The 23,383-nt window shown below is 38.9% G+C and carries 23 protein-coding genes; 6 read left to right on the forward strand and 17 right to left on the reverse strand.

What is annotated here, in order from left to right:
- Position 1: 1 nt before the first annotated feature.
- Both BAOM_RS18960 and dnaE read right to left on the reverse strand, forming a co-directional pair.
- The gene (locus BAOM_RS18960) at positions 2-1,243 is read right to left on the reverse strand and encodes an NADP-dependent malic enzyme (protein WP_127761629.1); all 1,242 of its coding nucleotides are present in this window, start codon (positions 1,241-1,243) and stop codon (positions 2-4) included.
- Between the two features lie 111 nt (positions 1,244-1,354).
- Positions 1,355-4,714 carry a DNA polymerase III subunit alpha gene (gene dnaE / locus BAOM_RS18965; protein ID WP_127761630.1) on the reverse strand — a complete coding sequence of 1,120 codons (3,360 nt, stop codon included), beginning with the start codon at positions 4,712-4,714 and terminating at the stop codon, positions 1,355-1,357.
- A gap of 155 nt (positions 4,715-4,869) precedes the next feature.
- Here dnaE and BAOM_RS18970 point away from each other — a divergent pair, with 155 nt between their 5' ends.
- Both BAOM_RS18970 and ytrI read left to right on the forward strand, forming a co-directional pair.
- Positions 4,870-5,202: a sporulation membrane protein YtrH gene (locus tag BAOM_RS18970; protein WP_127761631.1), complete on the forward strand. Its 333-nt coding sequence runs from the start codon at positions 4,870-4,872 to the stop codon at positions 5,200-5,202.
- Positions 5,199-5,699 carry a sporulation membrane protein YtrI gene (gene ytrI, locus BAOM_RS18975; RefSeq protein WP_127761632.1) on the forward strand — a complete coding sequence of 167 codons (501 nt, stop codon included), beginning with the start codon at positions 5,199-5,201 and terminating at the stop codon, positions 5,697-5,699. Before BAOM_RS18970 ends, ytrI begins: the two co-directional genes overlap by 4 nt.
- A 102-nt stretch (positions 5,700-5,801) precedes the next feature.
- Here the strand turns inward: ytrI and BAOM_RS18980 are convergent, their stop codons facing one another.
- Complete coding sequence (locus BAOM_RS18980; RefSeq protein WP_127761633.1) at positions 5,802-6,740, reverse strand: DHH family phosphoesterase; 939 nt, start codon at positions 6,738-6,740, stop codon at positions 5,802-5,804.
- Positions 6,741-6,917: 177 nt separating this feature from the next.
- Between BAOM_RS18980 and BAOM_RS18985 the strand changes: the two genes are divergently transcribed.
- Positions 6,918-7,229, forward strand: coding sequence for a YtpI family protein (locus tag BAOM_RS18985; RefSeq protein ID WP_127761634.1), 312 nt, complete (start codon positions 6,918-6,920; stop codon positions 7,227-7,229).
- Between the two features lie 93 nt (positions 7,230-7,322).
- Here BAOM_RS18985 and BAOM_RS18990 read toward each other — a convergent pair whose 3' ends face one another.
- From BAOM_RS18990 to BAOM_RS19000, 3 genes are all read right to left on the reverse strand, one after another.
- Positions 7,323-8,642 carry a CBS domain-containing protein gene (locus BAOM_RS18990; RefSeq protein WP_127761635.1) on the reverse strand — a complete coding sequence of 440 codons (1,320 nt, stop codon included), beginning with the start codon at positions 8,640-8,642 and terminating at the stop codon, positions 7,323-7,325.
- Positions 8,643-8,709: 67 nt separating this feature from the next.
- The gene (locus BAOM_RS18995) at positions 8,710-8,940 is read right to left on the reverse strand and encodes a hypothetical protein (protein ID WP_127761636.1); all 231 of its coding nucleotides are present in this window, start codon (positions 8,938-8,940) and stop codon (positions 8,710-8,712) included.
- A gap of 86 nt (positions 8,941-9,026) precedes the next feature.
- The gene (locus BAOM_RS19000; RefSeq protein ID WP_127761637.1) at positions 9,027-9,707 is read right to left on the reverse strand and encodes a metal-dependent hydrolase; all 681 of its coding nucleotides are present in this window, start codon (positions 9,705-9,707) and stop codon (positions 9,027-9,029) included.
- Positions 9,708-9,831: 124 nt separating this feature from the next.
- Here BAOM_RS19000 and BAOM_RS19005 point away from each other — a divergent pair, with 124 nt between their 5' ends.
- Both BAOM_RS19005 and BAOM_RS19010 read left to right on the forward strand, forming a co-directional pair.
- Entirely contained in the window at positions 9,832-10,929 is a 1,098-nt protein-coding gene (locus BAOM_RS19005; protein ID WP_127761638.1) for a M24 family metallopeptidase, read from the forward strand.
- A 98-nt stretch (positions 10,930-11,027) separates the two neighbouring features.
- Positions 11,028-11,471: a universal stress protein gene (locus BAOM_RS19010; protein WP_127761639.1), complete on the forward strand. Its 444-nt coding sequence runs from the start codon at positions 11,028-11,030 to the stop codon at positions 11,469-11,471.
- Positions 11,472-11,593: 122 nt separating this feature from the next.
- Here the strand turns inward: BAOM_RS19010 and argH are convergent, their stop codons facing one another.
- Positions 11,594-12,973: an argininosuccinate lyase gene (gene argH / locus BAOM_RS19015; protein ID WP_127761640.1), complete on the reverse strand. Its 1,380-nt coding sequence runs from the start codon at positions 12,971-12,973 to the stop codon at positions 11,594-11,596.
- Complete coding sequence (locus tag BAOM_RS19020) at positions 12,970-14,175, reverse strand: argininosuccinate synthase (RefSeq protein WP_127761641.1); 1,206 nt, start codon at positions 14,173-14,175, stop codon at positions 12,970-12,972. Before BAOM_RS19020 ends, argH begins: the two co-directional genes overlap by 4 nt.
- Positions 14,176-14,393: 218 nt before the next feature.
- On the opposite strand from BAOM_RS19020, the gene BAOM_RS19025 reads away from it, so the two are divergent.
- Positions 14,394-14,708, forward strand: coding sequence for a hypothetical protein (locus BAOM_RS19025; RefSeq protein ID WP_127761642.1), 315 nt, complete (start codon positions 14,394-14,396; stop codon positions 14,706-14,708).
- A 336-nt stretch (positions 14,709-15,044) separates the two neighbouring features.
- Here BAOM_RS19025 and BAOM_RS19030 read toward each other — a convergent pair whose 3' ends face one another.
- The 9 genes from BAOM_RS19030 to rarD all read right to left on the reverse strand — a co-directional run bounded on the left by BAOM_RS19030 (position 15,045) and on the right by rarD (position 23,364).
- Complete coding sequence (locus tag BAOM_RS19030) at positions 15,045-15,884, reverse strand: EcsC family protein (protein WP_127761643.1); 840 nt, start codon at positions 15,882-15,884, stop codon at positions 15,045-15,047.
- Positions 15,885-16,140: 256 nt separating this feature from the next.
- A complete protein-coding gene (locus BAOM_RS19035; protein WP_127761644.1) occupies positions 16,141-17,346 on the reverse strand; it encodes an acetate kinase in 1,206 nt (401 codons plus the stop codon).
- Positions 17,347-17,513: 167 nt separating this feature from the next.
- Positions 17,514-18,509, reverse strand: coding sequence for a class I SAM-dependent methyltransferase (locus tag BAOM_RS19040; RefSeq protein ID WP_127761645.1), 996 nt, complete (start codon positions 18,507-18,509; stop codon positions 17,514-17,516).
- Between the two features lie 233 nt (positions 18,510-18,742).
- Positions 18,743-19,243 (reverse strand): thiol peroxidase, encoded by a 501-nt coding sequence (gene tpx / locus BAOM_RS19045; RefSeq protein WP_127761646.1) that lies wholly within the window; start codon positions 19,241-19,243, stop codon positions 18,743-18,745.
- Between the two features lie 194 nt (positions 19,244-19,437).
- Positions 19,438-19,893, reverse strand: coding sequence for a GerW family sporulation protein (gene ytfJ, locus BAOM_RS19050; protein ID WP_127761647.1), 456 nt, complete (start codon positions 19,891-19,893; stop codon positions 19,438-19,440).
- A 15-nt stretch (positions 19,894-19,908) separates the two neighbouring features.
- On the reverse strand, positions 19,909-20,601 hold the full coding sequence (locus BAOM_RS19055) for a DUF2953 domain-containing protein (RefSeq protein WP_127761648.1): 693 nt from the start codon (positions 20,599-20,601) through the stop codon (positions 19,909-19,911).
- A gap of 193 nt (positions 20,602-20,794) precedes the next feature.
- Positions 20,795-21,328, reverse strand: a complete 534-nt coding sequence (locus BAOM_RS19060) for an RDD family protein (protein ID WP_127761649.1) — start codon at positions 21,326-21,328, stop codon at positions 20,795-20,797.
- Positions 21,329-21,339: 11 nt separating this feature from the next.
- The gene (gene sppA, locus BAOM_RS19065) at positions 21,340-22,350 is read right to left on the reverse strand and encodes a signal peptide peptidase SppA (protein WP_127761650.1); all 1,011 of its coding nucleotides are present in this window, start codon (positions 22,348-22,350) and stop codon (positions 21,340-21,342) included.
- Between the two features lie 84 nt (positions 22,351-22,434).
- Entirely contained in the window at positions 22,435-23,364 is a 930-nt protein-coding gene (rarD, locus tag BAOM_RS19070) for an EamA family transporter RarD (RefSeq protein WP_127761651.1), read from the reverse strand.
- Positions 23,365-23,383 lie beyond the last annotated feature (19 nt).

Raw genomic sequence — 23,383 nt, forward strand, 5'->3', positions numbered from 1 at the left:
ATCAAGCCTCACTTTTTCCAATGAGGGCAAGCTTTCTTGTTTTAGCTTTTACTTCCTCCGGATCGATTTTAATTCTTGCTACACCTGTTTCCATTGCAGCTTTTGCTACCGCAGCTGCTACTTCAGGTGCCACTCGTTCATCGAATGGTCTAGGAATTACATAATCCGGATGAAGCTCATGATCTTCTACTAAACCGGCAATCGCGTGAACAGCTGCTACCTTCATTTTCTCGTTAATATGCGTTGCACGTACATCAAGCGCACCGCGGAAAATTCCTGGGAAAGCAAGCACATTATTTACTTGATTCGGGAAATCTGAGCGTCCCGTCCCAACCACTTTTGCACCTGCTGCTTTAGCGTCAGCCGGTAAAATTTCTGGATCAGGATTTGCCATCGCAAAAATAATCGGATCGACATTCATTGACTCAACCATCTCTTTGGTTAGTGCCCCTGCAGCAGAAACACCTATAAATACATCTGCCCCTTTGATTACATCTTCAAGTGAACCCCTCTTCTTATCACGATTTGTGACAAGTGCCACTTGTTCTTTAATATCATTCATCCCTATTGTTCGGCCTTCGTAAATAGCACCCTTTGTATCGCACATAATAATGTCGCGTACACCATAGCTATAGAGCAACTTAATAATCGCAATGCCCGCTGCCCCTGCACCATTTGCGACAATTTTAATTTCCGTCATTGATTTACCAACAACACGAAGGGCATTAACTAACCCTGCTACCGTCACAATCGCCGTTCCGTGCTGGTCATCATGAAAAATCGGAATATTTGTTTCTTTCTTCAATCTTTCTTCAATCTCAAAGCAATTTGGAGCGGCAATATCCTCTAGATTCACTCCGCCAAATGTAGGTTCAAGTAGTTTTACAGTTTCTATAATTTTATCCACTTCAGTCGTTTTTAAACAAATCGGAAAAGCATCGACTCCGGCAAAGCTTTTAAACAATAAAGCTTTCCCTTCCATAACAGGCATCGCAGCTTCAGGACCAATATTTCCAAGTCCAAGTACAGCCGTTCCATCGGAAACAACCGCTACGGTGTTTCCTTTCATCGTATAATCATATACGGTTTCTGGTTTTTCATAAATTTCTTTGCACGGCTCCGCTACACCAGGAGAGTATGCCAAACTTAAATCCTCTGCATTTCGAACTGGTACTTTTGAAACCGTCTCTAACTTCCCTTGGTTTGTACGATGCATATGCAATGCTTGTTCTCTTAATGTCAATGTTCTCACTCCTTGAACTAATTAGGCAATAATCAAAAAGTACGAACTTAATTGGTCAGACCACACTGGTCTACTTAATCATTCTAACATAACTATGACCATTGTAAACAGTCAGTCTCTCTTCAGGATGACATTTCCATTTCCAACAATGTCAATTAACCGATTATGTAGACGGTCATTAGGCTGAACCCAATCCCATAGAGATAGCTGTACATAACGATTTTCCCGTTCGTAGTAAAGCATTACTTTTGTTTTGCCATTATGTTGTAATAAGATTTTTTTAATTTGTAATAAGATATCTTTTGTTTGCTTATCGCTTTCTATTTTTATAAAAAGGGTTCCTGTTTCTTCGCCTGCCAGTTGCTTAGCTTCATCGATTGAATAGATTTGTTGGACATTTAGTTGAAGCTTTCCATCGCGTTCTTCCAATGTACCTTGTAACATGACTATTGCATTTGTTTGAATTGTTTCAGCAAACTGTCGATAACTATTCGGAAAAACAACAGCTTCTAAATCGCCGTCTTCGTCGCTAATAGTCAGAAAAGCCATCATCTCTCCTTTTTTCGTCCGAATAGTCTTCACTGCCGAAATATAGACACCCAGCAATGCCTTTGCTTCTTTCTTTCTTGTCGCTTCTTCAATCGATATACAGCCAAAATGCTTAAATAGCTTTTGATAACTGCTCACCGGATGATTAGATAAATAGAGACCTAGTACGTTTTTTTCAAACTGCAGCTTGTCTTCTAAACGAATTGGCTCTACTTCAACATACTTAGGTTTCAGTGAAAATTCTCCATCCACCAATAAATCCAGCAAATCTTCATTTGGCTTTACTAACTCTGCATGATGAAGAGCGACATCAAGGCTAGCTAAAAGCGTTGCTCGGTCACGACCAAACTCATCAAAGGCACCTGAATGGATGAGCACCTCCAACACTTTACGAGTGACAATTTTTCCGGAAACACGTAAGCAGAAGTCAAACAAATCACTGAATCTCCCATTGCGACGTGCCGAGAAAATCTCACGTAAAACGGTTCTTCCTATTCCTTTAATAGCTCCAAGACTATATTGAATGCCATCTTGTCGGGCTATAAACGGATAAGTACTACGATTAATAGAAGGCGATTGAATCATCATCCCTTTTTTCTTAGCCTCGCGAACATATTGAGCAATTTTATCCTCATTTCCGATGGCGGAAGTCATTAACGCTGCCATGAAATGAGCCGGATAATTCGCTTTTAAATAGGCTAATTGATAAGCAATGACACTATAAGCAACCGCATGACTTCGATTAAAACCATAGTTTGCAAAGCGAACAATTAAATTATATATGCTCGAAGCGATTTTGTCAGAATAACCTTTATTTTTCGCACCGATAACAAAATGATTTCGCTCTTTATCTAAAATTTCCTTCTTTTTTTTTGAAACTGCTCGACGTAATAAGTCGGCCTCTCCCAGTGAAAATCCTGCAAGTTTAGAAGCAATTTGTATAATTTGCTCTTGATACACGATAACACCATACGTTGACTCAAGAATTTCCTGTAAATCTGGATGATGGTAATCAATTGGAGCTAATCCATGTTTTCTCTCAATAAATTGAGGGATATTCTCCATCGGTCCCGGCCGGTACAAGGCATTGACTGCGACAATATCTTCAAAGTGCGTTGGTTTTAACTTAACAAGCACTTTGCGAATCCCCTCTGATTCAAACTGAAACACACCTGTCGTTTCACCTTTACTAAACAACGTAAAAGTGTCCTGATCATCCATCGGGATTTTCACTAAATCAATTTTCTCACCTGTGCCTTTTTCAATACTGGTTAAAATCTGTTCCATGAGCGTTAAGTTCCGTAAACCGAGGAAATCCATTTTTAAGAGGCCTATTTCCTCAAGAAGATCCATCGGAAATTGTGTTAAATAGATACCGGCATGTCCCGTTTGAATAGGGATAATGTCCGTAAGCGGTATATCGCTAATAATGACACCCGCTGCATGGGTAGACGTGTGCCTTGGCAATCCTTCCAGCTTCATTGCAATTGAGAAAAGCATTTGATAACGCTCGTTTTCTTGAACAAATGCTTGAAGGCGCTTAGATTCTTGATAAGCTTCCTTTAATGTGATGCCCAATCGATTGGGCATCATTTTCGATAATGTTTCCTGCTCTTTTGAATCTAGGCCGAAAACTCGGCCTGTATCGCGCAACGCTGCTTTGGCTGCCATCGTTCCAAACGTAATAATTTGCGCTACATGAAGTTCACCATATTTTTGGACAACATATTCAATAACTTCTTCACGGCGATGATCTGGAAAATCAATATCAATATCCGGCATCGTCACTCGCTCTGGATTTAAAAACCGCTCAAAAAGAAGAGAGTGCTCAATCGGGTCGACATTGGTGATTTGCAATACATACGCCACCATAGATCCCGCTGCTGACCCCCGCCCCGGTCCCGTTAAAATTTGATTTTCTCTTGCGAACTTCATAAAGTCCCATACAATCAAGAAGTAATCGCTGAATTTCATCCGTTTAATTACATCTAATTCATAGCGCAGCCGCTCTTCATACTGTGGAGATGGTTGGGATTTCCTCTTTTTCAACCCTTTAAAACAAATAGCTTCTAACATCTCATCACTAGAAACACCCTGATTAGTTGGATATTTCGGCAAAAGCGCACGCTGAAATGAGAGATTGACCTGACATTGTGCCGTAATATATTGCGTATTTTGTAACTCCTCTCCTTTATCCGCAAAAAGCTCTAGCATCTCTTCCATGCTTTTTAAATAAAATTGCCGGGAAGGTAATACTTGTCGCTCTTCATCATCCATCTTATGCCCAGTGCCAACAGCTAGCAGCACTTCTTGAGCCAGTGCATCATCCTTCTCTAAATAATAAACTGGATTCGTTACAACCACTTTTATACCCATTTCTCGAGCTAACTGCTCCACCGCTGTGTTCCGTTGGTCCTCCCCCTGTATTTGAAGGCGTTGAATAGAGACATAAAATTGCTGAGGCCCGAACAGATCGAGAAACTGTTTTGCTTCCTCTTTCGCTTCCTCAGTCTTTCCCTCTTCAAGCAAGCTTTCTATTTTTCCGTCTGCCCCCGGTGATATCGCAATCAACCCTTTCGCATAAGCCTTCAACCAGTTTCTCGGCAGTCCTTGCGGTGATTTCGTTTGAATAGCACTGCTAATTTTCAATAAATGATGATAGCCTTCTTGATTTATCGCTAATAAAAGCAGAGGATATGCCTTTTCTTCCTGATCAAGAACATCCGCTAATAAGCCGATAATGGGCTTTATACCGTACTTTTTACATGCTTTATAAAAATAAAGCGAGCCATACATTACATTTCGATCACATAACGCCAGGCTTTCCATGCCATCTGCTTTCGCCTTAGCGACGAGCTCATCAATTTTCACTGTTGAATTCAATAAACTATACCCGCTCTGAATATGGAGATGAGTAAACAAATCTTTCTCCCTCCTTTTTAAAGCTTATTTTCCCTTATTATAGAGGTAATTGTTAGAAAAGAAAATATGTTCTCCTTATCGAACTTGTATCATACTACCGGCAACAATCCCATATAAATAGAGTAAACCACATTATAGACAAAGGATGAGGAAAAATGAATGAAGCTTTCGTTCCGGCCTTTATTAATAGCTATTTTATTTCACTCGGGGTCTTATTAGGGGGGGCCCTCATCGGTGGACTTTCTGCTTTTTTTACGGGACAAGCTCCAATGACCACCGTATTCCGCTTATCTGATAATTTACGTATTTGGGCGATTGTAGCAGCTATCGGTGGAACCTTCGATATGATGTACAGTTTTGAGCGCGGTATCTTCAACGGGGAAACGAAAGACATTATCAAACAAGTACTGTTAATTCTATCTGCATTAGGCGGTGCCCAAACTGGCGCACTCATCATCAACTGGTTCACCCAGGAGCATCTTTTATGAGAATTCCTCCTTATCACCGCAATCCAACTTGGCAACGATTCCTTGCTGGAGTAGCACTTGGCTCACTTATAAGCTGGGTGCTATTCTTTTATTTATTCGGTATTCAGCAAGAAAGACAAATTGTCAAAATTCAAGAGCAGGAGGAAACGATTTTAAATTTAAATCAAAAAATCTCCATTTGGGAAGAAGAATATCACAAACTAAATGAACAAACGGAGAAAGGATTAACAATTCAAGACGTACAAGTGAAGATTATCAACGGGAACTACTATAAATTAGATTCATTAAGCATCGCTGAGACTGAAGAGGCTATTCGTGATGACCTTGCTTCACTCATTGCGAAAGACGTCAAAACAATCTACAATGGAAGAATACTGTTAAAAAAATCAATTGAGAATAAGCTAATCGAAATTAATAAAAAAAAATATCGCTTAGAGGTGACAGAACTCATCTTTTATACAGATATGTATATTGAGGTAAAGTTAGAGCGATTATAGAAGTACAAGCGCTGAAGCTGAATATGGAAACACTTAGCGCCCCTCTAAAAATCGCATAACTCCCTAAACAATAAAAAAGGAGCCGAAAAGGCTTCTTTTTTATTACGCCTGTTGATTTAATTCTTCTAAATCAGCAAGTATACGGTCTACTTCATCCCAAGAATAGATTGAGGCCCCTGATGCTAGCGGGTGTCCACCGCCATTATACTTTCTAGCAATCGTGTTAATAACTGGGCCTTTTGAGCGGAAACGAACGCGGATTTCATTATCCTCTTCAATGAAGAATACCCACGTTTTTACCCCTTTGATTGAACCAAGTGTTCCGACTAACTGTGAGGCTTCTGATGCGGTTGCTCCGAATTTCTTCATAGCCTCTTTCGTAATAATCATTTTACCCGTTCCATGTGGAAGCACCTCGAAATGTTGCAACACATATCCGTTCAAACGAACGATATTTTCACTTACATCATACATCTCTTGGAACAACTGAGGACGGGAAAAGTTATAATGAATCAGCTCACTTGCGTAAGCAAATGTTTTTTTCGTTGTGCTTTGAAACAGAAAACGACCAGTATCCCCAACGATACCAGCAAATAACAGCCTTGCCGCCTCATCGCTTAACTTCAACCCTTGTTCTTTACCTGCTAAATAAAATTCATAAATCATTTCCGAACAAGAGCTTGCGCTTGTATCTACCCATAGCAGGTCACCATATGGATCCGCATTCGGATGATGATCAATTTTGATCAACTTCGCTCCTTTTAGATAACGTGAATCACAAATTCGCGCTGTATTAGCTGTATCACATACAATAACAAGTGCTCCTTCATACATATCATCCGAAATCACATCTAATCTTCGTAAATAGTTTAGCGATGGCTCTTCTTTACCCACTGTATAGATTTGTTTTGTCGGAAAAGATGCTTTCAAAATTTCTGCCAGTCCCCCTTGTGATCCATACGCATCAGGATCTGGACGAACATGACGATGAATAATGATTTTCTCATACTGTTTAATTTCCTCTAAAATAGTCGCTTTCATGATACTCCCCTTTTCATTCTATCTATGTCTATTTAAACAAAAACAGGAAAGAATAAAAAGCTTTAATTGCTTTTCAGTGGAATTCTTTCTATGATTGACGGTACAATATAAAAAAAGGATATTATTAACAATCAGCCGCACCAGCATTATTTCTCTCGCATTGGAGGTTGCTCATTCATGCCTATTTTCGTTGTATTCATTATTGTTTCATTAGCCCTCTACGTATTTTTTAAAGTGAAATCATTCCGAACTCGTTTACCAATGGAGAAAAAATGGATTTCTAGTAAATCTTCAATGGCATTAGGCTCTTTTGTAACTTTCTTCGGAATCAATCAACTTTTTTTATTTCAATCTATGGTCACATACATCGTAGCAGGTATATTCATTGTAATTGGTAGTATAAACCTAATCGGCGGGTACAAAATGTACAAATTTTACCTCCCCTATGCCATAGACGAAGCAGAAGCAATTGTACAACAAAAAGGATAATCTAAATGGATTATCCTTTTTGTTGTGTTATATGACTTTGTTCACTATTAGGTTCGAACACTATTACTAATAAACGAGTACCTTACGCTTTTCCTATGATCGATCAAGCAATTGACAAGTTAACATCGCTTTGCCGACCAATTTTCCTTGATTAAATACTTCGACATCGACTTTCCCAAACTTCCGCCCAACATCTAGCACACGCGGCTGAACATCTAATGTGCTATCAATTTGAACTGGTTTGATAAAGTAAATTGTCATATTTTCAACAACTAGATCTCCGCGCTTATAGTTTTTTAATATACGGTTCGCAGAGTCTGTAACTATTGTCGTAAACACCCCAGTCGAAATCGTTCCTAAATAGTTCGTCATTTGGGGTGTAACACCGTAGCTATAGACCTCTTCACCTTTCCCTCGACTTTCGGACATCACAAGCTGCCCTGTAATCGTATCATCAATCGTCTCTCCAACTTGAGGCTGTCGATGACTCATCTGCAACGCTTTCAAAACATCTTGACGACTAACAATCCCTTGTAACACAAGATTATCATTCACAACAGGAAGTAATTCAATCCCTTCCCATACCATCATATGCGCAGAAGAAGCAACGCTCATTTTATCTCCTACTGTCATCGGGTTTTTCGTCATAACTTTTTCAATCAACGTATCTTCTTCTTGTCCCATAATATCTTTCGATGTCACAACACCTTGCACTTTCATATTCTCATCGACAACTGGGAATCGACCATGACCTGTTTCCTGATTTAATTCATGCCATTTTTTCACGCAATCGTTCGAGGCTAAGAAGGAAGTCTCGTTAACTGGGGTTAAAATATCTTCCACCAACAAAATTTCCTTTTTAATTAGTTGATCGTAAATCGCGCGGTTAATCATCGTCGCGACTGTAAATGTATCATACGTACTTGAAATGACAGGCATTTCTAATTCATCAGCCAGCTTTTTTACATGCTCTTCTGTATCAAAGCCACCTGTAATTAACACAGCCGCCCCAGCTTTTAATGCGTGCTCATGAGCTTGTGTTCGATTCCCGACGATTAACAAGTTTCCTGCTTCCGTATACCTCATCATCGCATCAAGCTTCATCGCCCCAATAACAAACTTATTTAATGTTTTATGAAGACCTGATTTTCCACCAAGCACTTGTCCGTCTACAATATTTACAACCTCTGCAAAGGTTAGCTTCTCAATATTTTCTTTTTTCTTTCTCTCAATTCGAATCGTGCCTACACGCTCAATCGAGCTTACATAGCCTTGGTTCTCAGCTTCCTTAATAGCACGGTAAGCTGTACCTTCACTAACATGCAATGCTTTAGCAATCTGTCGGACAGAAATTTTCTCTCCAACCGGCAGCTCATCAATATATTTTAAAATTTGTTCATGCTTAGTAGCCAAGCTCTTCACCCTTTTCACGGTATTCCTATTTTTTTATTATAAGGCGAAGTAGCGAATTTCACAAATCCTAGGAATAATGATGCATTTTTTTGTATTCCTTTTTCTTTATTGGCTTACGCTTTCCTTTCGGTGAATATAATAAAGCCGTTAAATTTCCAGCAATCGTACATAAAGCAAATAGGAGCCAGCTTGCCGCAAATAAACTCTCCGCTCCCCCTGCTTGTAACGACAAACGCGGCACCGCATAATACAGCATCACACCACATAGCAACAAACATAATAATAATCGCTGTTTCATCCTACTCCCCCTTTTTTTACATAAATATGCTTGTTTTATAAAAAAAGAAGCAGTCACATTCATTTAGAACGTGACTGCTTTCTGAATTATAGCTCGATGACATCTCCAACTTCCATAATCCTACCGTTTCCTGCTTCCAACAATTCAAGAAAGCGATTCGGATCTTGTTTAATCGGTGGAAATGTATTGTAATGAATAGGAACAACCGTTTTAGCTTGCAATAGTTTAGCTGCTGCGGCTGCATCTTCTGGCCCCATTGTAAAATTATCCCCAATCGGAATAAATGCTAAATCGATAGCATGTTTATCGCCTATTAACTTCATATCAGAGTACAATGCCGTATCCCCAACATGGTAGATTGTTTTTCCTTCTGCTGAGAAAACCACTCCCGCAGGCATGCCTAAGTAAATAATTTGCTCATCTACTGTCATATAGCCTGTACTATGAAAAGCTGGCGTTAATGTCACTTTGCCAAAATCAAATTCATAGCTCCCGCCAATATTCATACCGTGAGTACGTACCCCTTGCCAGCCTAGATAAGTCGCAAGTTCAGCAATTCCCACTACAAGTGCATCATGCTTTTTTGCAAGCTCAAGTGTATCACCAACATGATCGCCATGACCATGTGTCAAAATAATAACATCTGGCTTTACATCCTCAACACGTAAATCAGTTAATGAATTCCCCGTAATAAATGGATCAAATAAAATAGTTTTCCCATTTGTTTCAACTTGCACAACGGCATGTCCATGAAAAGATACTTTCATTCTTCCACACTCCTTATCTTTTTGTCCCTCTTACATATTCTTTTTTTATCTTACAAATCCTCTAACATTTACATTCATTTTATCTCTTGATAAGGTAAATCTATACTTTTTTGGAGGGATTTCTATGAATGATAGAATAACCGAATTACAAAGCTGGTTGCAAGTAAATAACCTAGACGCAGCTTTTCTAACAGCACCTGATACGATTTTTTATTGCAGTGGATTTCAAAGCGACCCACACGAAAGATTGCTAGCCCTCGTTATTTTTCAAAATCATGAGCCTTTCCTTGTGTGTCCGCAAATGGAGGTCGCAGAGGCGAAACGTGCCGGTTGGACCGCTGAAATCATTGGCTATAATGATATTGAAAACCCTTGGGAAAAAATGTCCGAATCTGTGCGCAAAAGAAAACTAACACTTTCATACTTAGCCATTCAAAAAGAGCATCTGAACGTCGAAAGATCGGAACATCTTACACACTATTTCGCAGCCCCTGCTCTCGTTTCTGTCGAGGAAAAATTACGTCAAATGCGCATGATTAAAACAGAAAGTGAACTCAACAACTTACGCGAAGCCTGTCGTCTGGCCGACATAGCGGTGGACATTGGTGTTCATGAAATAAAAGAAGGAAAAACAGAAATAGAAATCGTTGCGGCCATCGAGTATGAAATGAAAAAACGCGGCGTTCGTGATTTTTCTTTTTCCACTATGGTTCTCACAGGTACAAATACCGCTTCCCCGCATGGAACACCAGGAATGACAAAAGTAAGGCGGGGTGACCTTGTCCTATTTGATTTAGGCATTGTGTATGAGGGATATTGCTCAGATATTACTCGAACAGTTGCCTATGGCGATATAAGCGACAAACAAGCGGATATATATGAAACAGTCCGAAGAGCTCAAGAAGCCGCTATTAGTGCAAGTAAACCAGGAGTAACATGCAAAGACATCGACATCACGGCACGAACAATCATCCGCGACAAAGGATATGGTATATACTTCCCGCACCGCCTCGGTCATGGCCTTGGCCTCAGCGTTCATGAATACCCATCCTTAACCGAAACAAATGAACTTATTTTACAACAAGGAATGGTGTATACGATTGAACCCGGCATCTATGTACCAAACATAGCAGGAGTTCGTATCGAAGATGATATTTATATCACCGACAAAGGCTGTGAAATATTAACAAAGTATCCGAAAGCGCTACAAATTATTCAATAATTGAATAATAAGGTGCTTTCAAAATTCACTAATTTGTTACAAATCATCCATAATTTCCATTGTATAATAAGGGTATAAAAGAGGAGGAGATTATTACTATGAGTACTTATAAAAACATTTTAGTAGCTGTTGACGGCTCACAAGAAGCAGAATGGGCACTACAAAAAGCATTTACGATTGCCAAAAATGACAATGCTACACTCGTTTTAGCTCACGTAATTGATACAAGAAATTACCCAACAATCGAAGCATATGACACAACGATTCGCGACCGTTCTGAAACATTCGCTAATGATTTAATTAAAAAATATAAAGAGCAAGCGGAAGCAGCTGGCGTAACGAATGTCGTTGGTGATATTGTCCTCGGTTCTCCTAAGGGACAAATCTCAAAAGACCTGCCGAAGAAACATAACATTGATTTAATTGTCTGTGGTGCAACAGGACTAAACGTTGTAGAACGGTTCCTAATTGGCAGTGTATCTGAAAGCGTTGTTCGCCACGCACGTTGTGACGTTATGATTGTCCGCACTGAAGAAGCATAAGCCAAATAAATAATCCTTAAATAAAAAATAAGCCTCTAGAACCCTTTTGGTAGCTTAGAGGCTTGTTTTTATACCATTAAATAAAAAAATCTCGTCCACCAAAAAGGCAGCGAGATTTTTTATTATGCTTGTAAAAGCTTTTCGCCTTTTTCAATTGCAAGTTTTACTTGAGCAAAGCCCGTTCCACCCGCACTGTTACGGCGTTTAACTGCTTCATATGGGTTAAGAGCGACATAAATATCTTCTTCAAATAGTTGTGACGCTTCTTTAAACTGTTCTAATGAAAGATCTGCTAAATAGCAGCCTTGTTGTACACAGAACAAGACAAGCTTCCCAACTACTTCATGTGCTTCTCTAAATGGCATCCCTTTTGAAGCTAAGTAGTCCGCTAGTTCTGTTGCATTGGAAAAGTCATTTTTCGTTGCTTTTTCCATAACATCCGTTCTGACTTTCATCGTAGAAATCATGCCAGCGAAGATTTTCAATGAACCAACAACAGTTTTAACTGTATCAAAAACGCCTTCTTTATCCTCTTGCATATCTTTGTTATACGCAAGTGGCAGACCTTTTAACACCGTTAATAACCCCGTTAAGTTTCCGTATACGCGACCTGTTTTACCGCGAATCAATTCGGCCATATCAGGATTTTTCTTCTGTGGCATAATGCTGCTTCCTGTAGAGAAAGCATCATCCAATTCGATGAATTGGAACTCTTGGCTAGACCATAGAATGATTTCTTCACTAAAGCGTGATAGATGCATCATCATTGTTGCACTGTTGCTCAAAAATTCCAGCGCAAAATCACGATCACTAACTGCATCTAAACTGTTTTCATAGATACCGTCGAATCCTAACAATTCAGCACTTAAATGACGGTCGATTGGGAAAGTTGTCCCAGCGAGTGCACCTGCACCAAGCGGTGAAATATTAATTCGTTTTAAACTTTCTGTAAAGCGTTGTTTATCGCGCTCTAACATCCAGAAATAAGCCATTAAATGATGGGCAAACGAAATCGGCTGTGCACGTTGTAAATGTGTATAGCCAGGAATCAGTGTCTCTACATTTACTTTCGCCTGTTCCAAAATCGCTTCTTGTAAGCCTTTAATTAACTTTACAACATCGTTCGTTTGATTGCGTAAATACAAATGAAGATCCGTTGCAACTTGGTCATTACGGCTGCGACCTGTATGAAGCTTTCCACCAACTGGACCAATTTCGTTAATTAGCATACTTTCAAGATTAAGATGGATATCTTCCATCTCAACCTTAAAAGTTAATTCACCGTTCTCCGCTTTCGCTTGTAAACCTTTTAGACCGGCAATAATTTTGTTTACATCTTCTTCTGGTAAGATTCCAGTCTGCTTGAGCATCGTAACGTGAGCCAGGCTGCCTTGAATATCTTCAAGAACAAGTTCCTGGTCAAATGAAATGGAAGCTCCAAACTCGTCTACCCATTCTTCAGCAGACTTTGTAAATCTTCCTCCCCAAAGTTTGCTGCTCACACTGTCACCTTCTTGTTGTTCACCATGCTGTTTACTGCTGTTGGAAGACCAAAGATTTTAATGAAACCAACCGCTGCATCGTGATCAAACTCATCTTCTTTTGTATAAGTTGCTAATTTCTCATCATATAGAGAGTACTCTGATTTTCTTCCTTCTACAATTGCATGACCTTTGAAGAATTTCACACGTACTGTACCTGTTACAGTTTTTTGTGTTTCTGCTAAGAACGCAATTAATGCATCACGAAGTGGAGAGAACCAAAGACCATCATAAATCAATTCAGAAAGTTTCTTTTCAATAACTGGTTTAAAATGAGCTACATCTTTAACAAGTGTAATATCTTCTAACTCTTTGTGCGCTTTAATTAATGTCATAGCAGCAGGAGCTTCGTATACTTCACGTGACTTAATTCCAACTAAACGGTTTTCTACGTGATCAATACGTCCAACACCGTGTTTACCAGCAATTGCATTTAACTCAAGAATGAGTTCAGCTAGTTTATAAGATTTTCCGTCTAGTGTAACTGGAACACCTAGTTCAAAGCCAATTTCAACAACATCTGGAGTGTCAGGAGTATTTTCTAAAGCAGTTGTTAATTCATATGCATCTTCAGGTGGTGCTGCCCATGGATCTTCAAGAATTCCACATTCATTTGCTCTTCCCCATAGGTTTTGGTCAATTGAATATGGACTCGCTAAACCGATTGGAACAGGAATACCATTCTCTTGTGCATATTCAATTTCTTCTTCACGAGACCATTTCCACTCACGAACTGGTGCAAGAACTTCTAAATCTGGATTTAACGCTTTAATAGAAACTTCGAAGCGCACTTGGTCATTACCTTTTCCCGTACATCCATGTGCTACCGCAACTGCATTTTCAGCTTCTGCAACTTCCACCAATTTTTTTGCAATAAGTGGACGAGAAAGAGCTGATACTAGTGGATATTTTTGTTCATATAAAGTGTGTGCTTGAAGAGAAATTAATGCATATTCTTCTGCAAATTCATCTTTCGCATCAATTACATATGAACTAACTGCACCAACTGTAATCGCTTTTTCTTTAATAAAGTCAAGATCTTTCCCTTCCCCAACATCTAAACAACAAGCTACTACATCGTACCCTTTATTTTGTAACCATTTAATTGCAACGGAAGTATCAAGACCTCCGGAATATGCTAAAACAATCTTTGGATTTGCCATTTTTTCATCGTCCCTTTCATTGTGAATAAAAATTCATACGTTGTTATTTTTATTCAATCTCTGATTAAAACTATACTAGCTTTATAAAAGGAATGCAAGGTCTTTTTTTGGAATTTAAATAATAATTTATTAACAATTTTAAACACTTGAATCCATAGTCGCGCAGCCCAAAATATTGTACACTAATACTATAAAAATTCAAGATAGGAGTAGCCACAATGAGTGAACTATTTGTCTTTGATGAACGTCTCGGCATCGCTCTCCCCTCTCTTAACCAAGACTGGGATGAATATGAACATGATGTACAACAACAGATTCTTCTGCAATGGGAAAACATTCGCGGCAGCATTCCAGATCGAATACGTGATTTAGAGTCCATTATTAATCAAAAACAAGATGCACTTTCGAATGAAAATAACTTTTCCCGATCCTGCGAACTTAATACAGAAATCGCTGAAATGGCTTCCATCATTAACGACCTCTGGCTCTGGTATCGTACTAATCAACATATAAGTAGTAAAAGACATACTTAAGAAGGCTACCTAAAGAAATTTAGGTAGCCTCTTTTATAGTATGAAAAAAATATATCTAAGGGAACTGAAGGAACAAACATATCTTCGCCGGCTCTAGTACATGTCAAACTAAACATCGCCATCTACTAAAGGAATCCCGCATAAATATCAAGGCAACTTAATTAAAATACTTCGCTAAAATATCACCGAGTATATTAATCCCTAAAACAAATGCTCCAACAACTACAGTTAAAACGAGGAAATCGAAAATATCGAATTCAAGCAAGATGCCACCTCATAACATTGTATTTTCCCATTCTTAGATCATATCAAATCGCTAACGGCTCTCTTTCCAAGTCACTCTTTAAGGTGTTTTTCATACAAATAGCGATATTGATAAAACTTTTGGGCAAATTCACTAACATTACGGGTCACCTGATAATTCATACCGGCTCCGATTGCCATACTAATGAGCGGGATACCTTGAAACTGCTTTTTGCGAAACATCGAAATCGCTACTGCTTTCAACAACTGTTTTAATGGTTGCTCCATCCAACTTGTATTGGTTAACTCTTCATCCCCGACATAAAAATAATCATCTTCCTTAAGCTTCATTTCCTGAATTAATTCTTCCCAAGCCGCTCCTTGAAGTCGCTTCGGCATCATCCCTGCATGAAACACTTTAAGGGCAAGCATCATCTCTACCGGTGTATTTACCTCATATCCATAGGTCATCGCAATCAACTGAACAATGCGAACATTAATAACCGTCATCGCCGGAATATCCCCGCCAAGCAGGAGCAGCCCCCCCGAACCACTCGCTCCTCCTTGAGTAAAAGAATAAAGTCGATGCTTCGCAATTTGTTGATCGACTATGTAATTTAACTGATCAATTGTTAACTGATTCAAATCTGTAATGGTTGTAATCTGTTCATCGAATACACGGGCAGAAGCTAAAATTCTTTCTCTTGCATCGAGCTGAATTTGTGAGCTTTGTACAATGGCATGCAAATGAAATAACCAATTATCTAGCTTGGTGAAAAACTGTTCTTTTGTTTTTTCTGGAAGAAGTGAAAACGTCAGCTCTAACCATTTATCATATAACACCGCTAAATCTGTTGACTCATACTGTGAAAGTTTCTTTTCCCAAACGCTAAGTTCATTCCAAATTGCCTCTTCACGAACGGTCAATCCCATCGTTCGAACCCTCCTTTTAAACAGAATCCCTTCTGCTGCAGCCTTATATCCTTCAACAAAATCACCATTTATTAACTATTCATCAAATGGTTGGACTTTTTTGTAGTATACCATAGTAAAGTTACTAATTTAAAAAATTGTCTATGTTGCGGAATACCTTTAGGAGGTACTTCATTATTACTTAACAGTTCTAAAACATGAAACGGAATGAATTTATACAAAAAGCCTCCTTTCCAGAGGAAAAGAAGGCTAAGATTTAGACATTAACTTTTTGTTGAGAAGCAATCGCAGCTGCATCACGTGCAATCATTACTTCTTCATTCGTTGGAATAACCATAATTTTCACTGGAGAGAAAGATGAATTAATAAATGCTTCTTCACCATGGATCAAATTTAATTCCTCATCCCAGTATACACCCATAAATTCAAGTCCTTCTAGAATTCTAGCACGAATCGTATGGCTATTTTCACCAATTCCTGCCGTGAAGATAATCCCATCGACTCCGCCCATTCTAGCAGCATATGAACCTATATATTTATGAATACGATCTGCAAACACTTCAAGTGCTAGTTCAGCCCGTTCGTCTCCTTCATTAGCTGCATCTTGAATGTCACGTAAATCACTCGAAAAACCAGATAAAGCAAGAATTCCACTTTGCTTATTTAATACATCTAGTACCTCATCCGCTGTTTTCCCGGATTTCTCCATTATGTACGGAATAAGAGCTGGATCAATATCGCCTGAACGTGTTCCCATTGTTACACCTGCAAGCGGGGTAAAGCCCATAGAGGTATCAATTGATTTCCCACCCTTAATCGCCGTAATACTTGCACCATTTCCAAGATGACATGAAATTAAGCGTAATTCCTCAATAGGTCGTCCCATCATCTCAGCAGCCCGCTGTGATACATATTTATGGGATGTGCCATGGAATCCATATTTTCTAATTCCATAATTTTCGTAATATTCATACGGCAAACTGTACATATAGGCGCTGCTTGGCATTGTTTGATGGAATGCTGTATCAAACACGGCTACCGCTGGAGTATCTCCTAGAATACGTTGGAATGCTATAATACCAGTGATATTAGCAGGGTTATGAAGAGGAGCTAACTCTGAAAGTCTCTCTAACTCTTCAATTACTTCTTCTGTAATTAATACGGAATCACTAAATACTTCACCACCATGAACTACTCGATGACCAACTCCATTAATCTCCTCAAATGAGCTGATTACTTGATGTTGAATTAATTTCTCTAGTAATAATTCCACCGCGACCTCATGATTGGGGATATGTAACGTTTCCGTTACTTTTTGTCCTTGAACTGTCAAATTAAACACAGAATCTTTCAGACCAATCCTCTCAACATATCCCTTTGTAATTACAGTTTCACTCGGCATCTCAAAAAGCTGAAACTTTAAAGAAGAGCTGCCCGCATTAATCGCCATTATTTTAGACATCCAATTCACTCCTTTACTATAATAGCTTGCCTACTGTTACAGTATGTCGTCTCTATTTGTGTAGTATTATGTCTAATTTTATCATGGTAAGCGCATACATCCAAACAATTTTTTATATTCGCTTAATTCAAATAAAGCCAATGCCTTGATGGCACTGGCTTTTTAGCTCACAAAAATTTTTTTTCTGTTTCAAACCAAGTATCTATCTGTTGCACAACAGAGTGAGCTGCTTCAAAATTCGACAGCTTTGGCAATTGAACAAGAAGCGCTTTTTTGGGTGCTTCAATGCCTTCTTTTTTCTTCTGTAAAAGCAAGATACTCTTTGCTGCTGCTTCGCTCTTAAACATCGAAAGCGGTAGCTGAACCATCCCTTGAATATGTGTGGAGGATTTCAAGTATTGATTCAACTTCGGTGCTTCTTCCGTTACAAAAATATTATTAGGCACTATAAAAAATAAGTATCCTCCATCCTTCGTATGCCGCACACTTTGCTCAATAAACAAATGATGTGCATACGAATGACCTTGATCCGCTTTTAATTCATAATCAGCAGCTCTCACATCATTTGGATAATACCCGACTGGTAAATCGCTCACTACGACATCGACAGGATCGATGAATAACGGCTCTAGACTATCTTGATTATAAAATTGAACAGGGTGCTCTTGTAAATTAGCCCCTGAGTAGGCAAGGGCAAGCAGCGCCTCATCAATCTCTACTCCAGAAGCATTAATTTCTTGCTCTGAAAGCTGATTCAATATCGTAAATAACAAGTTTCCTGTCCCAACGGCTGGATCTAAAACCGTAAAATCCTTTTGATTTTTTGTAAACTTTCCTACTAAATAGCTGACGAACAAGCCAACCGCATCAGGGGTCATCTGGTGATTCGGTTGTACATTTTGCTGCATGCCTTTTAAAATCGCTAGCTGATAAGCCTTGCGAATCGTTTCTTTATTATATTTTTCAGGCGCAAAAGCCTCACAATGCTTCGTCAATCGCTTCTTCGATAATTCACTTACTTCTTCTTGAATAACTTTTCCGTGGAAAAAGTTTTCACCCGTTTCTCCGAGTGCATCTAAATATGTGCAAGAAAGTTCTTCTTGTAGAATTTGTGTCGTTTCATCGAATGCTTGAAATAATTGTTCAACTGGGGTCATTTTCACTTCATAATTCCTCCTGTTTTCTGCTTTGTCTATTTTATAGCGAAGAACGAATGGATACAAGCGTAGAGGTTGTTTTAGATGGATTAAGAGAATTCTTCATTGCAACGAACAACACGCGAGCGCCTTGATTAGTCCCCGAAAGCTGCTTGCACTGGATGTCGAAATGCTTATCTTAAACTCAAAAAAAGGCTGTCCCAAAGATATCCTTTGGGACAACCTCTTTCCTCACTTACTTATTTCGCGGCTTTCGCTGCTTCAAGTGCTGCTTCATAATTTGGATGATTTGTTCCTTCTGAAACATACTCCGCATAAACGATTTCATCGTTGCTATCAACAACAAAAACCGAACGTGCTAGGAGACGAAGCTCTTTCATCACTACGCCGTATGCTTCCCCGAATGAAAGGTCACGATGATCAGAAAGTGTTTGAACATTTTCTAAACCGCTTGCTGCACACCAACGCTTTTGTGCAAATGGAAGATCGACAGAAATCGTCAATACCTCTACATTCTCTAACGTAGATGCTGCTTCATTAAATTTTCTTGTTTGTTGATCACAAACACCTGTATCAATGGATGGAACAACGGAAATAATACGCACTTTCCCTTTTGAATCACTTAAAGAAACGGGTGTCAAATTGTTAGCCAACACCGTAAAGTTTGGTGCTTTATCTCCTGCCTTTACTTCTGTACCAACTAAAGTAACCGGATTATTAATAAATGTAACTGTTGCCATTTTCTATTCCTCCTTTATAAACTATATGTACAAATTTAATAATAGGGGGTTTACCGTATTTTTGCAATTAATAAGAAAAGTATGAGGTAAGCGGCTAGCAGCGACGCTTTTTTCTTCCAAACCGTCGCTATCTTTTAAGAAATACGGTATAGATTTTCTCAAAAAAGAAGAACCCGGCTTATGCCGAGTCATCGTTAAAAATCTAATTCCTGCTTTGGTGTTTGTGGTGTTGGTTTCGCTTGTTGTGTCTTAGCTTTAGAATCATTCTTTGACATCATCGATTGGATTTTATCTACAACTTGCGGTGCTAAATCTAACATTTTCTCTAGCAAATGTGTTCCCTCATCGAGATGAATCATTTTGACTCCTGAAGAACCAACGATTAGAAATGCAATAGGAGTAATGGAGACACCGCCCCCGCTACCACCACCAAATGGCTGCTTAGAAGAGCCTTGCTGACCTTGGCCGTTATTATCAAGAGTAAATTCACTACCACCTGCAGCAAAACCAAAACCAACCTTTGAGACAGTTAAAATAACACTTCCGTCCGGAGTTTCCACTGGATCACCAATAATGGTGTTAACATCTACCATCTCTTTCAAATTTTCCATTGCAGCTGTCATTAAGCCTTGAATCGGATGATCTGACATGTAAATTCCTCCACTCTACATCGATTGTTTATTGGAATTGTTCGTTAGCTTCGCTAATGCTTTCGATTTAAACTTCACTTTAGAACCTTTCCAATAGCGAAGCATTTTGATTCCAGTCAAGATAGCTTGCCCGATTCGAAATTGGAATATGCAAGAAATATATGTTTCTGCTCGATGATTTTGAAAATCCGGTGTAATTGAATAAATAGGCATAACTCGAAAGTGTAAAAAGTTCGTTAATAAACCAATAATGGCACTTTTTAAAGTCCAGCATCCTCCCACAGCCACTCCCGTATGAGCAGCATCTCCCATTCCAACCACACTGCGCCATTCAAACTGTTTGACTTGAACTTTTCTAAGAAACTTTCGTACAATCTTATGAAAATTAACTACATGCTCAAGCATACTTTTTATATCCTGCAAAAAATGAATAAGTTCTTTCGGCGTAAAGCGCATATTTTCCTCTTGTTTTGTTTCATCACTCGTTCCTTTTTCTTCCTTCACCTTGACCGAAGCGGAGTCCGCGTCTACTTGAATAACAGGTACCTTCACCGTATATCGAAGCAACCCAAACCATGCGGATAATTTCAACACCAATTCGTCATTCGTATGAGCATGTTGGTAACGGAATACTACCTTAATCTTCGTAATTATAATCAGTACTAATAGAGCAATTAATAAAAGACCTACAAACAGCACCCACTTCATCCGCTCAACACCCCTTCAACCCTCCATTATCTCCTAGAGAAGATGAAAATAAACGTCAGAAAAGCGCACTTCCCTCTCGTTTCCTGGAGTTAGAGCAGCCTCACACAAAGAGGTCAAAAAATCGTGTCATCTATTAATTGTTTAATGAAGCTAAAAAAGACTCCGGCACTAAAGCACCAGAGTCCTTCTTCTATTATCGTTTTACTAACACTACACTCGTATCAGCGAAAATATCATGCAATCCTTGCTTTCTTGGCAATAGCCCAACAATGAGATAACCGACGACAGTAAGCTTCGAAATAAAACGACCGATACATTCTCTAAATAAGAGCGTTCCCCACGTCATATGTTCTTCTTTTAAAGCAACCACCTGCAAGCCAAAAATCATCTTACCAAGCGTTTGGCGGAAGAACTTTGTCATCAGCACAAAATATAAATAAAATACAATCGTCGTACAAATTACTTCTCCAGATAAAAAGGAATAGCTATCCCCCTGATCCGTTAAGGTGAAAATCGGATGAATCAAAATTCTATTTAAACTACCGATGATGAGTAAATCCGCTAGATACGCCCAAAATCTCATCCAAAAACCCGCAAACTCAAAAGAAGCAGGTTCACTTGTTTGAATATCTTCTTGAATTGGTGCTGAAATAGCCATTTTTTCATTATCGTTTACTTCCGTGGAATGGAGCATCTCTTCTTGATTTGGATTATTTTGTTCCGTCATCCTAACGCCTCCTATTCCGCATATAAGTACATGAGACGTGGAGAGTTAGAAGATGTGAGGACCTTTGTTAAAATCGCTGTTTCCGCATCTACTCCCATTACTTTTTGAGCACTCATGCTTAAGAATGAACTCAAGTTTGCTTCATCTGTATAACGAATGACTTGTGCATCTTTTAACTTCAAATCTGTTTTGATTCCGGCAATTACGTCATCCAAACGACCGATTTCATCGACTAATGCAACTTGTTTCGCTTGACGGCCATCATAAATGCGGCCATCCGCAAGTTTACGGACTTCTTTCTGTGACATGCCACGACCTTGTGCAATCACTCGAACAAACTCGTTATACATATTGTCTACCATCGATTGCAGAATTTTTCGTTCCTCCGCTGTCATTTCACGTGTTGGACTCATAATATCCTTATACGGTCCACTTTTAATGGTTTCAAATTCTACACCGTACTTCTCTGCTAATTTTTCATAATTATAGCCTTGCATAATAACACCAAGTGAACCTGTTAACGTTTCATTACTTGCATAAATTTTATCTGCCGGCGCAGAAATATAATATCCGCCTGAAGCTGCCATCGACCCCATCGATACATAAACAGGTTTCCCCGTTTCCTTAAGCGCTAAAATTTTATCATAGATTTCCGCACTTTCTAACACGCCCCCACCAGGAGAATTCACTCGTAAAATAATCCCTTTAATCGTTTCATCCTCTGCTGCCATATCCAATTTCTTCAGGAACGAACGATGATTGTATGTACTTCCTGCCCCAAAAATAGAATAGTCCTCTCCTGTATCTAAAATTGTCCCTTCCACATCAAAGATGGCAATTTTATTAAATACATCGTCACCTTCTACTACTTCTTCGTAAAAACTACTCTCTCCCGTAGCAAAAAGATCTTCAAATACACTTTTCGTATCAGCTGAAAAAAAGAATGTAGCGGCACTCACTCCTATAGACACGAAAAAAAGTAAAGCAGCAATCCCTAAAGCTGCCCAACGTTTCCCATTCATTGGCTTTCCTCCCTTTATTATGTACTATCCATTATTATATACGAATCCCTCTTAAAAAAGTTTCAAATCAACATTTATATCCCTCTATGCTCCCATTTTTCCATGCTTCTTCATTTTTGCAGTGGTTGCTTTTCCCCATTTTGTCACAGAAAGCGTATAAATAATGAGCGCAGACCAAATAAGTAAAAACGCCAGCATATGCGCTTTCGTAAACGTTTCATGATACACAAACACACCAATCAATAACGATAAAGTTGGGGCAATATATTGAAGAATACCTAGTAAAGATAACGACACTTTTTGAGCACCCTTTGCAAAATAGAGAAGAGGTAGGGCAGTGACTATTCCGCCGCCAATTAACAAAAGGCTTGTTGGTGTAGAATCGAAAAATCGAGACTCTGATTGAATCATTAAATACATCCAGTACCCTAATGCAATCGGTGCCATCATGACTGTTTCAAGAGTCAGTCCAATCGCCGCTTCCGTTTGAATCATTTTTTTAGCTAATCCATATAAACCAAATGTAATGGCTAAAACAAGAGAAACCCATGGAATCGAGCCAAAGTGAATCCCTAAAATCAGAACACCCACGCCCGCAAGCATAAAGGCAAACGTTTGAGCACGACTTAATTGTTCCTTTAATACAAGCACTCCCAATAACACACTAACGAGCGGATTAATATAATATCCAAGACTCGTTTCTAAAATTCTTCCTTCATTTACAGCCCAAATAAATACACCCCAATTAGCACTTATTAAAACAGAAGCAATAAATAACGCCCAAAACTTTTTAGGAGTTCGTACAATTTCTTTCGCATACGTAATAAAGGCCTTCCATTTTTTCGTCATGATTAATAAAACCACCATAAACAGAAAAGACCAAAACACTCGTTGTGCTAAAATTTCTCCTGAGGAAACCTCCTGTAATTGTTTCCAATAAATCGTTACAACTCCCCAAATTATATAAGAAAGCGCCGCGTATATAATGCCTTCCTTTTCTTGATCCAGTTTCATTCTAAGCCTTCTTCCTACA

This window comes from Peribacillus asahii (assembly GCF_004006295.1).
Classification (GTDB): domain Bacteria; phylum Bacillota; class Bacilli; order Bacillales; family DSM-1321; genus Peribacillus; species Peribacillus asahii_A.

Excerpts from the sequence above, each read along its gene's own strand:
- sppA (WP_127761650.1), bottom strand. The coding sequence starts at position 22,350 with ATGAATGGGAAACGTTGGGCAGCTTTAGGGATTGCTGCTTTACTTTTT.
- BAOM_RS19010 (WP_127761639.1), top strand. The coding sequence starts at position 11,028 with ATGAGTACTTATAAAAACATTTTAGTAGCTGTTGACGGCTCACAAGAA.
- tpx (WP_127761646.1), bottom strand. The coding sequence starts at position 19,243 with ATGGCAACAGTTACATTTATTAATAATCCGGTTACTTTAGTTGGTACA.
- BAOM_RS19030 (WP_127761643.1), bottom strand. The coding sequence starts at position 15,884 with ATGGGATTGACCGTTCGTGAAGAGGCAATTTGGAATGAACTTAGCGTT.
- BAOM_RS18980 (WP_127761633.1), bottom strand. The coding sequence starts at position 6,740 with ATGAAAGCGACTATTTTAGAGGAAATTAAACAGTATGAGAAAATCATT.
- BAOM_RS19025 (WP_127761642.1), top strand. The coding sequence starts at position 14,394 with ATGAGTGAACTATTTGTCTTTGATGAACGTCTCGGCATCGCTCTCCCC.
- BAOM_RS18985 (WP_127761634.1), top strand. The coding sequence starts at position 6,918 with ATGCCTATTTTCGTTGTATTCATTATTGTTTCATTAGCCCTCTACGTA.
- BAOM_RS19020 (WP_127761641.1), bottom strand. The coding sequence starts at position 14,175 with ATGGCAAATCCAAAGATTGTTTTAGCATATTCCGGAGGTCTTGATACT.
- ytfJ (WP_127761647.1), bottom strand. The coding sequence starts at position 19,893 with ATGTCAGATCATCCGATTCAAGGCTTAATGACAGCTGCAATGGAAAAT.
- BAOM_RS19055 (WP_127761648.1), bottom strand. The coding sequence starts at position 20,601 with ATGAAGTGGGTGCTGTTTGTAGGTCTTTTATTAATTGCTCTATTAGTA.
- ytrI (WP_127761632.1), top strand. The coding sequence starts at position 5,199 with ATGAGAATTCCTCCTTATCACCGCAATCCAACTTGGCAACGATTCCTT.
- BAOM_RS19060 (WP_127761649.1), bottom strand. The coding sequence starts at position 21,328 with ATGACGGAACAAAATAATCCAAATCAAGAAGAGATGCTCCATTCCACG.
- BAOM_RS18970 (WP_127761631.1), top strand. The coding sequence starts at position 4,870 with ATGAATGAAGCTTTCGTTCCGGCCTTTATTAATAGCTATTTTATTTCA.
- BAOM_RS19035 (WP_127761644.1), bottom strand. The coding sequence starts at position 17,346 with ATGTCTAAAATAATGGCGATTAATGCGGGCAGCTCTTCTTTAAAGTTT.
- rarD (WP_127761651.1), bottom strand. The coding sequence starts at position 23,364 with ATGAAACTGGATCAAGAAAAGGAAGGCATTATATACGCGGCGCTTTCT.
- BAOM_RS19005 (WP_127761638.1), top strand. The coding sequence starts at position 9,832 with ATGAATGATAGAATAACCGAATTACAAAGCTGGTTGCAAGTAAATAAC.
- BAOM_RS19000 (WP_127761637.1), bottom strand. The coding sequence starts at position 9,707 with ATGAAAGTATCTTTTCATGGACATGCCGTTGTGCAAGTTGAAACAAAT.
- BAOM_RS18995 (WP_127761636.1), bottom strand. The coding sequence starts at position 8,940 with ATGAAACAGCGATTATTATTATGTTTGTTGCTATGTGGTGTGATGCTG.